The organism is Bacillus paramycoides, assembly GCF_001884235.1.
Lineage (GTDB): Bacteria > Bacillota > Bacilli > Bacillales > Bacillaceae_G > Bacillus_A > Bacillus_A paramycoides.
Window position 1 is genome coordinate 174,837 of record NZ_MAOI01000123.1, and the last position, 13,417, is coordinate 188,253.

The following is a 13,417-nucleotide window of genomic DNA, read 5'->3' on the forward strand; positions in this document are numbered from 1 at the left end:
AGGTCAAACATGAATGATGTAAAACGATACTTTTAATTAGCTTTTTACCAATTCCCACTAATTATTAGCCTGTACCGTGTTAGGTTCATTGTAAACCTTAATCTTCTGCCAACATAGTTGTTATTGTAAACCTAACTTCTCACCAAATGTCTCAAAGAGATAATATTCTAATATTTGCACACTAAATTTTTCATTACGCCCTAGTGCAAATAATTCCCGATCCTTTGCTACGATAGTATCCAATGGAATAACGACATTATCCACTACTTTTGTAATTTCAATTACATTACTTTCTACGTTTACTTCTGTTTTAAATTCAATATTTTCTAATACTATATGTGAACGTCTTCCTGATGCCAAAAAAGTAAAATTAGGATTTTTAACAAAGCCAATTTCACTCTCTAAAGGATATAAATACTGAAAAATTATATCTCTGTGTCCATCCTTTATTATTTTTTCATCCTTCTCATCATCTAAATATTCTCTCAGTTTTGTTGTAAATTCAAATCGAAAATCCACTCTTTCACGCTCCCTCTTTTCATTTCATACCAAATAAATATATTGATATAACTTTACCCTATTATAAAATAAGTTCCTATAAAAAGTAAAAGCCACTTTTGTAAATTCTCTGGTATTTCCCGCACCTTTTAACTATAAAAACTTATTCAATATTAATTAATACGTCGTTATATTCATTTAACCATATTACTTCCATATTTTGAAACGATAGTATCCAGTATTATATATCAATAAACTGCTTCTAATCCCTTGCTATCTACAGCTACCGACAGCCCTTACTATTTCAATATATTTTAAACTGTATTTTTTATTATTCATTCCACTTGTTAATTCATTAAATCACAGAAGGAATGTAACTCCCCGCTATCGAATTTTTACATAACAAATATTATTAGGTGGTGCTTTCCTATGAAATTAGCTGTCATTGGTGGCGGTGATTTACAAGATTCAAATCACTTGCATATTAATGAACGACTTATAAAATTAACAAATAAACAATACCCAAAAGTATTATTTATTCCAACAGCTAGTCATGATGATGAAGACTATATAAAATTATTTTTAGAAACGTTTGAAAAGCAATTACATTGTGAGGTTCAAATTTTACGTATTATAAACGAAACACCTACTAAATATGAAATAGATGAGATGATTCATTCTGCCGATTTAATTTATCTTGGCGGTGGAAATTACGTTCAAATGCTGGAACAATGGAAAGAACATAAACTAGATGAAAAATTACTATTTGCTTTACAACATGGAACACTTATTGCAGGATGTAGTGCTGGTGCTATGTGCTGGTTCACATCTAGCATCCGTTCAGATTATGAAGGTTCTGGTTATATAGAAAGTAGTGGCTGGAGTATTGTTAACAAAAGATTTTGCCCCCATTACAATCAATTAAATAGAATGAATGCCTTCCATACGTTTTTACAAACTCACCAAGGTCATATAGAGGGCATTGCATTAGAAGATAATTGCGCTTTATATATTACAGAAGATTCATTTGAAATTATCGGTGAACCAGAGAAAGCTTGGGAGTTTTATATGAATAATGGAAAACTCATTAGACAACATTTTGACATAACTTTGAAAAGTTATTTATAGACATTTGCTAACAAAAAATGAGGCGGTGCCAAATGATATTTTGGCACCGCCTCTTCTTTTTATAGCCTTGTTACTATTGTCAGTATTTGTTGGTAAATCGATATACTTTGTCTAATTGCCGATATATTGCAAGTTATGATAGATATATTCGAAAAATTATTGATATAATTCCATTTACTATTGCACGAAATCAAAAGGGCATCACCTCATTTTCATCTTCTAACTTACTAATCGTGTAATTCGTTTCTTCTGCCATGAAAGCTTATAATATGCATACTGTAATATTAAGCTGACGATGAATGCAGCTGGATACCCAATCCATATCCCTTCTATGCCAAGGCTCGTATGGTAAGAAAGATAATACGCCACAGGTACTTCAACAAGCCAAATTGATACAACACCGATTATAGTTGGCCATAGTACTGTACCACTAGCTCGCATTGTCGCACTAATAATTTGTGCATGACCGAAAATTAAGTAACTCCATAATGTAATCATGATTAGGCTATGAGCAATTTCAATTGTATTCTGACTCGTTAAAAATAGTGCTAGAATATCTCTTGAGAACAAATAAATAAGAGATATTAATACACCGCCAATGATGTAATTCATAATAATTCCGGCCTTAACAACTTTCTGCAATCGACCAAATTGGTTCGCACCAATTGATTGCGCTGCAAAAATTGATACTGTAATACCGAGGCTAACCGCTGGCATTTGTACATAACTTGCTACTTGGTTCACAACGCCATACGCCGCTGTTGCATCTGAACCATATCGATTTACAAATGCGATTACCGCGATTTCTGATAATGAAACTAATATCATATTAATACTCGCTGGAATACCGAGGCGTAACAATAACTTTAATAACTCCCAGTCCATACGAAGATATTTTCTTACTGTCCTATCTAATTGTAGTGGATGATTTTTCTTCTTTAAATACATTAGCATGACAATAAAAGTAATTACTGTAGATATAACCGAAGCATAGGCTGCTCCGTAAACATCTAATTTCGGAAGTCCTAACCAACCAAAAATAAGGATCGGTAATAATAACATATTTAGTGCTGTACTAACTATTAAAAAGTAAAATGGTGTTTTGGAATCTCCCGTCCCTCGCATAAAAGTTGTATACGCAAAATATAAGAATAAAACTGGCATAGATATAAATAAAATACGCGCATAATGTACACTTATATCAATAATGTTTTCTGGTGTTCCCATAATGCGCATAATATCCAGTGCAAACACACTTCCTACTATCGCCAATACAACTCCGATAATAAAAGTAAACGTAAGCGTCGTACCAACGATAGCTTTTAAACGTTCTTCATTTTTAGCACCAAACGCCTGACCGATTAAAATAGAACTACCAGAACCAATTCCAATTACAAATGAAACGAGTAGGAAAAATAACGGGAAGAATGCCGATATAGCTGCTAAATCATTTACACCAAGCCATCTTCCTACTACTACCATACCAAATAATTGTCCTACTGATTGTAATACATTACTTAATAGTAAGGGAACTAAAAACATGGACATCGATTTCCATATCGGTTTATTTTCCTTTTCTGACTTCTGTGACTCTACACCTTCTTTATTGTTATCTGTAGGTGGTTTCAAATTTCATTTCTCCTTTTAATTCGAGACCACACGGCTATATCCGTGCTCCACATGGTTGAAATTGCACCAACCATTTCTCTTCTAATTTTTCAATTCTGTCTACTCATTAAACTACTAACTTCTAACACTTCAAATCGTACTCTTACTATTCACTTCATACACTCTCTTTAACTTTTATCTCTTTGTATAGTTGTTTTAATTATGTGCTTCTATTCATTTTCCTTCTCTATTTCTTATAATTTCACCCAATATTGGCTTCCATCAGCTGTTCTATCTATAAAACCATATTCAATTAAATATCTTCTTAAAGTCACAAAATCCGGATATACATTTTCTAAGACTGCATTTACTTCTTTTTCAGTATACTTTTTATTACTATCAAACTTTCTCACTAAATGACGCAATATAATTAATTTACGTTTTTGCTTTTTGGGAAATTTAGACAGCGGTCCATCTAATCCTTCTATAAAATGCGCTTTTAACACTTCATCGTTTTCTTCTTCTGTAATATTGTAGCGATCGTCTACCATCGTAGCTGTTCTGTGAATCGGAACAAATTTAGATTGAACTTTTGATTTTTCTTCTGATAATTCCATTAATGCTAAAAATACTTTTGCTTGCTTCATCTTCTCCCGTAATGTAAATCGATGATTACGGATTGTTGATGTGCTCCCACCATCCATCTCTTTTACAATTTCTTTATCATTAAGTCCCATATGGAAGAATTGAACCATTTTCTTTTGCAAATCGGTCAAACCTGTAAACTTCTTATCTAGATTTAATAAATAATCAAACATAGACGTATGCTCGTTTTGAATATGCAACTGTACAAACTTCTCTGCTTCATACAAAACTTGATTATCTTGATAAATAACCCCTTTTATAAATGTCTCTCCGCAAGCTAAGCAAATATATTCTTCTGCTTCCGTATCAAACACATACCCTTTCTTCAATTCCCCTACCGACGCATCCCAAAACTTCTCTGAAATATCACCCATACTAAACATTCCTCCAAAAGGTTTATTTAAAAACAAACAAATTATAATATCGTTTATTATCACTTCATCATCTTAACACAATGAAAATAAACATTTCAACATTCCGTTTGCCTATTTTATAAACTTTTATAAAAATATCTATTCAAAGATACAAAAAGGACTTATCACACCGAAAAGCGAATGTATTTTACAAACTAATTATTATGGGATGTGAAGCAAAACATGACTACTATTCAAGATCCTTCCAGCACTCAATTTTAACTATAAAAAAGGTGTTTCCATATGCGGAAACACCTTTTTACCTCTTATATATTTTATAAATAACTTCTATTAAAACTTTACTTGCTTGTACAAATACATGTTTTCCATTTCCATCTTCAACAAATCTATTTGAACAACCACTAATGATCATCGTACAACTAATTATGACTATTACTTTAACTCTTTTTATGCAAGTCATTTTATGCAACTCCACTGTTGAAAAACTTCATTTAAATTTATCCCATCAAAAAAGTTTACACGAATAATGAAACGTAAAAATATGCAATATTGCATATTTTTACGTTTCATTATTATATTGTGATTTAATTATTTTAATAACTGGTATACCGAGGTGATTTACTTGAAATTTAAAGCGAAAAAAAATCCATTTCATATCATTTTAATTTCATTGTTTATAGTTGTTTTTTTTATTTCTCTTTTCTTTCAAAATGAGAATTCAATTTTTTTCACACTCATGATGCTCTTAAATATCGTGAATCTCTCTTCTTTCTATTTTTCTCATTACAAAATAACGCAATCTTCTCTTGTTATTAAACATGGGTTCATTCTCCGCACTGAAATTCCGTTTGAAGATATACGTCACATTAAATACTCTGGTAAAAAACTTTATTCCGAAAAATGGACAAGGCAACAATTAGAAATTTATTATAATCTATTCGATTCAGTAACATCATTTGTACCGCAAGAAGAGGAACAATTCATTTCATACTTAAAAGAGAACTGCCCACATATGAAAGTAATCGATTAATCCCCCACTAATTCATACTATTTACATATTAATCGCTCGCTCAGGCTAACTAATTTCTAAGTTAGCCTATTTTTATTCCAAAAAGATATCTCTATCTTTCCATCACCAACAAACAATACGAACATACACTATTTCTAAAAAAGTGAACTCTTACTCTAAACGAATGAAAGGTGCTTATCATGTATGAGTTAAGTTATGAAGGATTAACAGGTGAAATTATTACACGATATGATTATGAATATGAAGACGCTAGACAAGAATGGAATCGTGCTGTTCAAAAATTCCCTTTAGCTATTGTTTATTGTTATACAAAATGGGATGTTAGTAATGCAATTATTTGGGCAAGAAAAAATGAAATTGCTATTCGCATTCGGTCTGGCGGGCACCATTACGAAGGGTATTCTATTGGCAACAACGTCCTTGTAATCGATATAAGTAGAATGAACTGCATCCAGTTTAATCAAGATAAAAATACAATAAAAATTCAAGGAGGTGCTCAAAATAAACAAGTCTATGACTTTATTTCTTCAAAAGGTTACCCATTTCCAGGAGGAACTTGTCCAACTGTTGGAGTAAGTGGATATACGTTAGGCGGCGGTTGGGGCTACTCTAGTAGATATTTCGGCCTTGGCTGCGACAATTTAATTGAGCTAGAATTGATTGACTACAAAGGTAGCGTAATTACAGCTAATGAATCTTGCCATAAAGATTTATTTTGGGCTTGCCGCGGCGCTGGTGGCGGAAACTTTGGCATTGTCGTTTCGCTAACTTTTAAGCTCCCTCCAAAAGTTGATAAAGTTACTTTAGTTGAACTATATTGGCCAAATGCTTCAGTAAACATCCAAAAGGAATTTCTTCATGTATGGCAAAATTGGTTAGTAGATTTAAATAATAAGATGACTATTGGTGCAAGTATATATAATTCAGCTACAGAAGGACTAGCAATAAATGGACGAGGTTTATTTTACGGGACACCAGAAGAAGCTAATATCATTTTACAAGATTTACTTCATATAGACGGTGTAACAACAAATTTACAATATATTAGCTTTCTCGAGGCAATGGAAATCGTACAGTCTTCATATCCACCCTCTGAACAATCTAAATCTACAGGACGATTCGTGCAGAAACAATATAATGAGGAAGAAATAGAACAAATCATTAGTCTTATTCAAAAAAGAGCGACCGGCAGTGTTTTTGCAGCGATAAGCCTCTATCCGCTAGGTGGGAAAGTAAAAGAAATAAATAAAGATGAAACTGCTTTTTATTACCGAGATGCCTATTATATTATCGGGCTTCAATCTATATGGGAAGATCCAATCTTAAAAAAAGATAATGTACAATGGTTAGAAAAACGATTTGAACATATAGAATCCATAACAGAAGGCTCATTTGTCAACTTTCCGTACAGTCGTTTACAAGATTACATGACTGCTTACTACGGAACACATGCAAACAAATTAAGAAAAATAAATAAAAAATATGACCCACTAAACGTATTTACCTTCCCCCAAGCAATTAAAAACTGAAATACAATAAAAAATGCCAAGATTCTAAACTAAGAACCTTGGCCTCTTCTATTATTCTTTCGGAGCAATCATTTTTTTCGGATCTACAATTTCATCAAATTGCTCTTCTGTTAGTAATCCCGATTGCAGTGCTGCTTCTTTTAAAGTTAATCCATCTTTATGAGCATGCTTTGCAATTTTCGCTGCATTTTCATATCCGATATGTGGGTTTAGCGCTGTTACAAGCATCAATGAACGATTTACATTTTCATTAATTACTTCTTCATCTGCTTCAATACCAACTGCACATTTGTCATTGAATGAAACAATCGCATCAGCTAATAAATGAGCAGATTGCAAGAAGTTATAAGCAATTACTGGTTTAAATACATTTAACTCAAAGTTACCTTGGCTCGCAGCAAATCCGATTGTTGCATCATTCCCCATAACTTGTGCGACAACCATTGTTAACGCTTCACTTTGCGTTGGATTTACTTTACCTGGCATAATAGAGCTTCCTGGCTCGTTTGCAGGAATAGTAATTTCCCCAAGACCACTACGTGGACCACTTGCAAGCCAGCGCACATCGTTAGCAATCTTCATTAAATCAGCCGCTAATGCTTTTAATGCTCCATGTGTAAATACAACTTCATCATGACTCGTTAGCGCATGGAACTTATTTGATGCAGACACAAATTGTTTACCTGTAAATTGACTAATTTCTGCTGCTACCATCTCGCCAAATTTAGGATGCGCATTAATTCCTGTTCCAACTGCCGTACCACCAATTGCTAATTCTTTCATATATGTATTGCTATCTGCAATCATACGCTCTGTTTTTTCAAGCATACGGTGCCAACCACTAATTTCTTGCCCTAACGTTAACGGTGTTGCGTCTTGTAAATGCGTACGACCAATTTTAATAATATGTTCAAATGCAGTTACTTTTTCTGCTAACGTTTCTTTTAATTTCGTAATAGCTGGTAATACATGATTTTCTACCGCAATTACACACGCTACATGAAGCGCCGTTGGGAATGTATCATTTGAACTTTGGGACATGTTCACATCATCATTCGGATGAATATATACGTCAGATCCCTTTTCTTTCAAAATTTGATTTCCACGATTTGCAATTACTTCATTCACATTCATATTCGATTGTGTACCACTACCTGTTTGCCAGACTACAAGTGGAAAATGTTCATTCCATTTCCCTACGATAACCTCATCAGCAGCTTCCACAATTGCTTGCGCTTTCTCTTCTGATAACTTCCCTAATTTTTGATTACTAAGCGCTGCACTCTTCTTTAAAATCGCAAATGCTTTTACAATTTCAAGCGGCATATGCTCTGTTCCAATTGGAAAATTTTCCTTACTACGTTGCGTTTGTGCTGCCCATAATTTATCAGCTGGAACTTTCATTTCTCCTAATGTATCTCTTTCAATTCTGTACTCCATTTTTTCATCCCCTTGAAAATAAAATACTTACATTTCTTATTTTAACAGACTTTCGTTCAAATGATAAGAATTCTCATTCATACGTAAAAAAAATACCTTCTGCGATGGCAGAAGGTATTTTTTTTACGATACTTGCTTTCCTTTTTCAACGTCATCTACATACCAAATGAACTTGCCTGTATATCCGTAAATAACTGCTAAAATAAGTGAAACGAAACTTAGCCACATAAACGGAACGTATGAGAACGTTGCGACACCTAAAATACCAGCCATAAAAATACCATTATCAGACCACGGAACCATACCAGAAGTTAACGTTCCACCTACTTCTGAATTACGCGCTAATACGCGGCGGTCTATTTTTAATTTATCATAGCTATCTTCCATAATTTTTGGTGTTAAAATAAGTGATACGTACATCGCACAACCAAATATGTTAGCTAAAAACGCAACGATTAAAGTAGACAATGTTACATTACCTGCAGAATTTAATTTCTTCTCAAATTTCGATACGATTACTTTTAGAACACCTAGCTTTTCAAGTAATCCACCAAAACCTAAGCCGAAAATAATAACGGCTACTGAACCAAGCATACCATTAATTCCACCACGGTTTAATAACTTATCCACAAACTCAACACCAGATTGAATTGAGAATCCGTTATATGCTGTTCCAATTGCCTCTCCAAAGTGCATTCCTTGGAAAAGAGTTGCCCAAATTGCACCAATTAATGCTCCCATAGCAATTGTTGGCATAGATGGTTTCTTCATCGCCAATAGCACAATAACGATTACCGCTGGAACAAGCATCCATATTTTAATATCAAATTGCTTTAATAAAGCTTCTTTTAAAAACTCTACTCTATTTAAATCTACATTATCCCCGCCATACATCCATCCAGCAACAGTAAACATAATACTGGTAATAATATACGCCGGAACGTCTAATACGAGCATAGCTCGAACGTGAGCAATAACATCTACTTTCGCCATAGAAGCTGCAAGAACTGTACTATCAGAAAGTGGTGATAATTTATCCCCGAAATAAGCTCCTGACAGGACTGCACCAGCTACAAGCGGAAGTGGTAATCCAAGCCCTTCACCAATCGCCATCATAGCGATACCAGCTGTTCCAACCGTTCCCCATGATGTTCCTGTCGCGATAGACGTAATTGAACAAATAATTAAAGTTGCCAATAAGAATATGCTAGGGTGAATGAATTCTAATCCATAATAAATTAATGTAGGTACAACCCCACCAGCAATCCACGTTCCAATTAAAGCCCCAACTGCAACTAAAATAAGAATTGCTTCTAATCCATTAGAAATCCCTTTCGTAATTGCATCTTGCAATTCTTGATAACGAAATCCTAATCTTAATCCAAGCGCAATAACTAAAAACCATGAAATAAATAGCGCTAATTGAATTGGGAGATCAAAAATCGTTTGGAAGGAAAAGACGACAGCAAGAAATAGGAATAAAAGAATAATAATTTCTAGCATCGATGGTAATCTTACACTTTTCATTTTTTTCTCTCCTTACAAGTCGATAACATGATGTATGTAGTCTCACGTGTATGTAGTATACAATTAGCGAAGACAAAACAAAATTTTCATATTATTTCGATTTATTTTTCCAGTATAATATATTCACAACCCTTTCTATTGTAAAAGTAGATGGCTCTTTTCGCAATGAAAAATATAAAAAATGTTGTATTTTTATTTATTTAGAAAGAATTACCAAATAATAACTTTTTAATTTTACCACAACAAAATTTTTTACTACTGCCTTCAACCTATATGTAGTACTATATTTCCCCATAACAAAAAGAGCACGCATCATTTAACAGATGCATGCCCCTCTTTTATTTATCATTTCCCGACAGAAAGCTCCCACCTCAAGGAATGGGTAGGACATGGTTCAATGAGTAGGTGGGAGCTGAATGGCGGTTTGGCAAAAGCCTAAAGGTTCTTCTTGGTGAAGAATCAGTATAAGGTACCGGTATCGTAATCAGTTCGTGCCTATAGAAAGAAAATGTTGCAGCTCCGAGTCATTTTTACATCTACGAAATCTAAATGTCCACTCCACGCAGATTGCGACCAAATAATATGACTAAAATTATCAAATTCAAACGATGGTTTATGAGTAATCCAGTTCATCTCATATCTTCTTATACACATATTTTTAACAACCAAATTACTCTTATCTTTATTTTTTGGGCATCGCGATTATGATTATATTTCATAAAAATATGCAGAATTTATTCTTTTGAAATTCTATTAAAGACCAATATTCTCGCCTCCATTTAATTTATTTTTAACTGTATGCTTGTCCACATGCTCCCTACTACAACAACAAAAATTTTATAGTCTATTTCTACCCTTAAATCGTAATCATTATGATTTGTTGTTGATTTTTTCTTTCCTATCACTTATCATAAAACGTAATAATTACGATTTAAAAGAGAGGAATTATTCTATGAAAAAGATACCTATTACTGTACTAAGCGGCTTTCTAGGAGCTGGAAAGACTACTTTACTGCATCATATTTTGACTAATAAGAACAACTTAAAAGTAGCTGTTATCGTTAATGATATGAGTGAAGTAAATATTGACGCTTCTCTTATCAAAAAGGGAGGTTTTTCACGTACGGAGGAAAAATTAGTAGAAATTCAAAATGGTTGTATTTGCTGTACACTACGAGAAGATTTAATAATAGAGGTGAATCGTCTTGTTGAAAACGGTGATATTGACTATATTGTGATTGAATCCTCTGGTATAAGTGAGCCTATTCCAGTTGCCCAAACGTTTACTTATACAGACGAAGTTCTTAACATTGATTTAACGAGAAATTGTCGTCTCGATACGATGGTTACAGTTGTAGATGCCAATAGATTTTGGGATGATTTTGCAGATGGAGAAAGTTTATTAGACCGCAAACAAGCAATCGATGAAAATGATACTCGGGAAGTTATTGATTTATTAATAGATCAAATTGAGTTTGCGAATGTCATTATTCTTAATAAGGTAGATCTACTAGAAAAAGAAGATATCATAGAACTTCGTCATTTACTAAAGAAATTAAATCCCGGTGCAAAAATTATTGAGTCTTCCTTTAGCCAAGTACCATTACAAGAAATTTTAAACACTAATTTATTTAATTATGAAGAAGCCAGTCAATCAGCTGGATGGATTCAAGAGTTAAATAGTGAACACCATACACCAGAAACGGAAGAATACGGTATCAATTCCTTTGTGTACCGTCGTAAACATCCTTTCCACCCTAAACGCCTTATGAATTGGCTAGAAAAATGGCCTTTAGATGTTGTAAGAGCGAAAGGATTTTTCTGGCTCGCATCTCGCAATAATATGATAGGACTTCTATCTCAAGCAGGTTCCTCTATTACAATACAAGGTGCTGGTGAATGGATTGCAGCATTACCTGAGGCTGAAAAAAATCAATTGATTACAGAAGAACCAGAAGTGTTGAAAAATTGGGATGACCGATACGGAGATCGAATAACTGAACTCGTATTTATCGGCATTGACATGAATCGTTCTTTGATTGAACAAGCATTAGATGATTGTCTATTAACAGAAAAAGAAATGAAACAAGATTGGAATATATTTGTTGATCCTATTCCAGCTTTTACTTACACTTCATAACCAAAAATAAAAAGGCTTCCGTAGAATGAAGCCTTTTTTCACTTTGTAGTACTCTTATTTAACAGACTTACTTTAATAAGAAACACAATTGTGCCTAAAACAACTAATACAGCATATACGGCACCAACTACATCACCTATTTTTTCTAAGCCAAACGGTAATATTATTGTGGCAACTCCGACTATATAGGAAAACACTCCTGAAAGTTTCGCTAATTTATTTTTATCTCCAATAAACATTTCTTCTTGATAACCTGCCAACAGAAACAATCTCTTTTTCACGTGTATTTGATATCCTAAAAATATGATAAGTAATCCGACAACTAAACAAATCAAAAACCCTGCTAACATTTCAACACCACCCTCTCAACAAATTTTACCATACACAAAAAGGGATTATCGTTCTTAATAAACAATTTTATTTTTAATTAGAATTTTCATTTTATTAATAATCCGTTCTGTGATATATTGCATATTGTATACAATATATATTTTGGAAAGGAGGGCTATAAACCTTATGGATCCAAATCGATTAAAAGGAATTATAATGGTCATAATCGGCGCTTGTTTATGGGGTTTATCCGGAACAGCTGCGCAACAACTTTTTCAATATGAAAACGTTTCTACTGAATGGTTAGTTACGATTCGTTTGCTTATATCCGGTGCTATTTTGCTCATTATGTCATCATTCGGAACGAGAAAAAAAGAGATATTCGGCATTTGGAAACAAAAGTCTGATGCAAATAAGATGATTTTGTTCGGTCTATTAGGCATGCTTGCTGTACAGTACACGTACTTCGCTTCTATTAAAGAAGGAAATGCTGCCGTTGCAACATTATTACAATATTTAGCCCCTATATTTATCACTGTATACTTACTTTTCAGATGGAACGTTCGTCCATCAAAAATTGATTTTATTTCAATTGCCCTCTCATTAGTAGGGACTTTTCTCTTACTAACAAACGGTTCTGTTCATAACTTAGCTGTTTCTACACCAGCTATCATTTGGGGCATTTTATCTGGACTATCCCTTGCATTTTATAGTTTGTATTCAAAAGAATTGTTAGAAAAGTGGTCTTCATCCGTTATCGTTGGATGGGGCATGGTCATTGGGGGAATTGGTGTAACGATTTTACACTTTATTTCCACAAATGAATTCATTTTATTATCAACGACAAAATACGTAAAATTAAATACCCTCCCCCTTATTATATTTGTAGTCATTTTCGGAACACTTATCGCGTTTTATTTATACTTAGACAGCATACGATACCTTACTCCGAAAGAAACAACATTATTTGGTTGCACAGAACCGCTCGCAGCTATTATTTCTTCTGTGCTTATTTTGCACGTACCATTTCAATCTTTTCAGTTAATAGGTGCTTTTTGTGTCATTGTAATGGTGCTCATATTAAGCCAAAAACCGGATGAAGGAAAACCGAAATTAAAGCTGGTTAATGCAAAAAAGAAAAATATACAATGAAAGGATTGAATTTCCT

11 protein-coding genes and 1 pseudogene are annotated in these 13,417 nt (G+C 33.5%); 5 read left to right on the forward strand and 7 right to left on the reverse strand.

The genetic code is table 11. The features are described 5' to 3' along the window. Nucleotides 1-120: 120 nt before the first annotated feature. On the reverse strand, nucleotides 121-519 hold the full coding sequence (locus BAU28_RS26105; RefSeq protein WP_025148976.1) for a DUF3942 family protein: 399 nt from the start codon (nucleotides 517-519) through the stop codon (nucleotides 121-123). Between the two features lie 408 nt (nucleotides 520-927). Here BAU28_RS26105 and BAU28_RS26110 point away from each other — a divergent pair, with 408 nt between their 5' ends. Continuing rightward, nucleotides 928-1,626, forward strand: a complete 699-nt coding sequence (locus tag BAU28_RS26110) for a peptidase E (protein ID WP_002171309.1) — start codon at nucleotides 928-930, stop codon at nucleotides 1,624-1,626. Between the two features lie 219 nt (nucleotides 1,627-1,845). Here BAU28_RS26110 and BAU28_RS26115 read toward each other — a convergent pair whose 3' ends face one another. Both BAU28_RS26115 and BAU28_RS26120 read right to left on the reverse strand, forming a co-directional pair. Beyond that, nucleotides 1,846-3,255, reverse strand: coding sequence for an MATE family efflux transporter (locus BAU28_RS26115; protein WP_071720788.1), 1,410 nt, complete (start codon nucleotides 3,253-3,255; stop codon nucleotides 1,846-1,848). 233 nt (nucleotides 3,256-3,488) lie between these two features. Then, a complete protein-coding gene (locus BAU28_RS26120) occupies nucleotides 3,489-4,253 on the reverse strand; it encodes a DUF2087 domain-containing protein (protein WP_025148979.1) in 765 nt (254 codons plus the stop codon). A gap of 613 nt (nucleotides 4,254-4,866) precedes the next feature. Here BAU28_RS26120 and BAU28_RS26125 point away from each other — a divergent pair. Continuing rightward, nucleotides 4,867-5,283: a PH domain-containing protein gene (locus tag BAU28_RS26125; protein ID WP_116500485.1), complete on the forward strand. Its 417-nt coding sequence runs from the start codon at nucleotides 4,867-4,869 to the stop codon at nucleotides 5,281-5,283. Between the two features lie 179 nt (nucleotides 5,284-5,462). After that, the gene (locus tag BAU28_RS26130; protein ID WP_071720791.1) at nucleotides 5,463-6,812 is read left to right on the forward strand and encodes an FAD-binding oxidoreductase; all 1,350 of its coding nucleotides are present in this window, start codon (nucleotides 5,463-5,465) and stop codon (nucleotides 6,810-6,812) included. Between the two features lie 51 nt (nucleotides 6,813-6,863). Here BAU28_RS26130 and fumC read toward each other — a convergent pair whose 3' ends face one another. The 3 genes and pseudogenes from fumC to BAU28_RS30120 all read right to left on the reverse strand — a co-directional run. Then, nucleotides 6,864-8,252, reverse strand: coding sequence for a class II fumarate hydratase (fumC, locus tag BAU28_RS26135; RefSeq protein WP_071720792.1), 1,389 nt, complete (start codon nucleotides 8,250-8,252; stop codon nucleotides 6,864-6,866). A 123-nt stretch (nucleotides 8,253-8,375) separates the two neighbouring features. Next, complete coding sequence (nhaC, locus tag BAU28_RS26140) at nucleotides 8,376-9,779, reverse strand: Na+/H+ antiporter NhaC (RefSeq protein ID WP_071720794.1); 1,404 nt, start codon at nucleotides 9,777-9,779, stop codon at nucleotides 8,376-8,378. A gap of 540 nt (nucleotides 9,780-10,319) precedes the next feature. After that, nucleotides 10,320-10,412, reverse strand: a pseudogene (locus tag BAU28_RS30120) (class I SAM-dependent methyltransferase); the annotation flags it as partial. Nucleotides 10,413-10,731: 319 nt separating this feature from the next. On the opposite strand from BAU28_RS30120, the gene BAU28_RS26145 reads away from it, so the two are divergent. Then, entirely contained in the window at nucleotides 10,732-11,919 is a 1,188-nt protein-coding gene (locus BAU28_RS26145) for a GTP-binding protein (RefSeq protein WP_071720796.1), read from the forward strand. 38 nt (nucleotides 11,920-11,957) lie between these two features. Here the strand turns inward: BAU28_RS26145 and BAU28_RS26150 are convergent, their stop codons facing one another. After that, complete coding sequence (locus BAU28_RS26150) at nucleotides 11,958-12,269, reverse strand: DUF3784 domain-containing protein (protein ID WP_071720797.1); 312 nt, start codon at nucleotides 12,267-12,269, stop codon at nucleotides 11,958-11,960. Between the two features lie 166 nt (nucleotides 12,270-12,435). Between BAU28_RS26150 and BAU28_RS26155 the strand changes: the two genes are divergently transcribed. Next, nucleotides 12,436-13,401 carry a DMT family transporter gene (locus BAU28_RS26155; RefSeq protein WP_071720799.1) on the forward strand — a complete coding sequence of 322 codons (966 nt, stop codon included), beginning with the start codon at nucleotides 12,436-12,438 and terminating at the stop codon, nucleotides 13,399-13,401. Nucleotides 13,402-13,417: the final 16 nt, after the last annotated feature.

Excerpts from the sequence above, each read along its gene's own strand:
- BAU28_RS26155 (WP_071720799.1), top strand. The coding sequence starts at position 12,436 with ATGGATCCAAATCGATTAAAAGGAATTATAATGGTCATAATCGGCGCT.
- BAU28_RS26130 (WP_071720791.1), top strand. The coding sequence starts at position 5,463 with ATGTATGAGTTAAGTTATGAAGGATTAACAGGTGAAATTATTACACGA.
- nhaC (WP_071720794.1), bottom strand. The coding sequence starts at position 9,779 with ATGAAAAGTGTAAGATTACCATCGATGCTAGAAATTATTATTCTTTTA.
- BAU28_RS26150 (WP_071720797.1), bottom strand. The coding sequence starts at position 12,269 with ATGTTAGCAGGGTTTTTGATTTGTTTAGTTGTCGGATTACTTATCATA.
- BAU28_RS26120 (WP_025148979.1), bottom strand. The coding sequence starts at position 4,253 with ATGGGTGATATTTCAGAGAAGTTTTGGGATGCGTCGGTAGGGGAATTG.
- BAU28_RS26145 (WP_071720796.1), top strand. The coding sequence starts at position 10,732 with ATGAAAAAGATACCTATTACTGTACTAAGCGGCTTTCTAGGAGCTGGA.
- fumC (WP_071720792.1), bottom strand. The coding sequence starts at position 8,252 with ATGGAGTACAGAATTGAAAGAGATACATTAGGAGAAATGAAAGTTCCA.
- BAU28_RS26110 (WP_002171309.1), top strand. The coding sequence starts at position 928 with ATGAAATTAGCTGTCATTGGTGGCGGTGATTTACAAGATTCAAATCAC.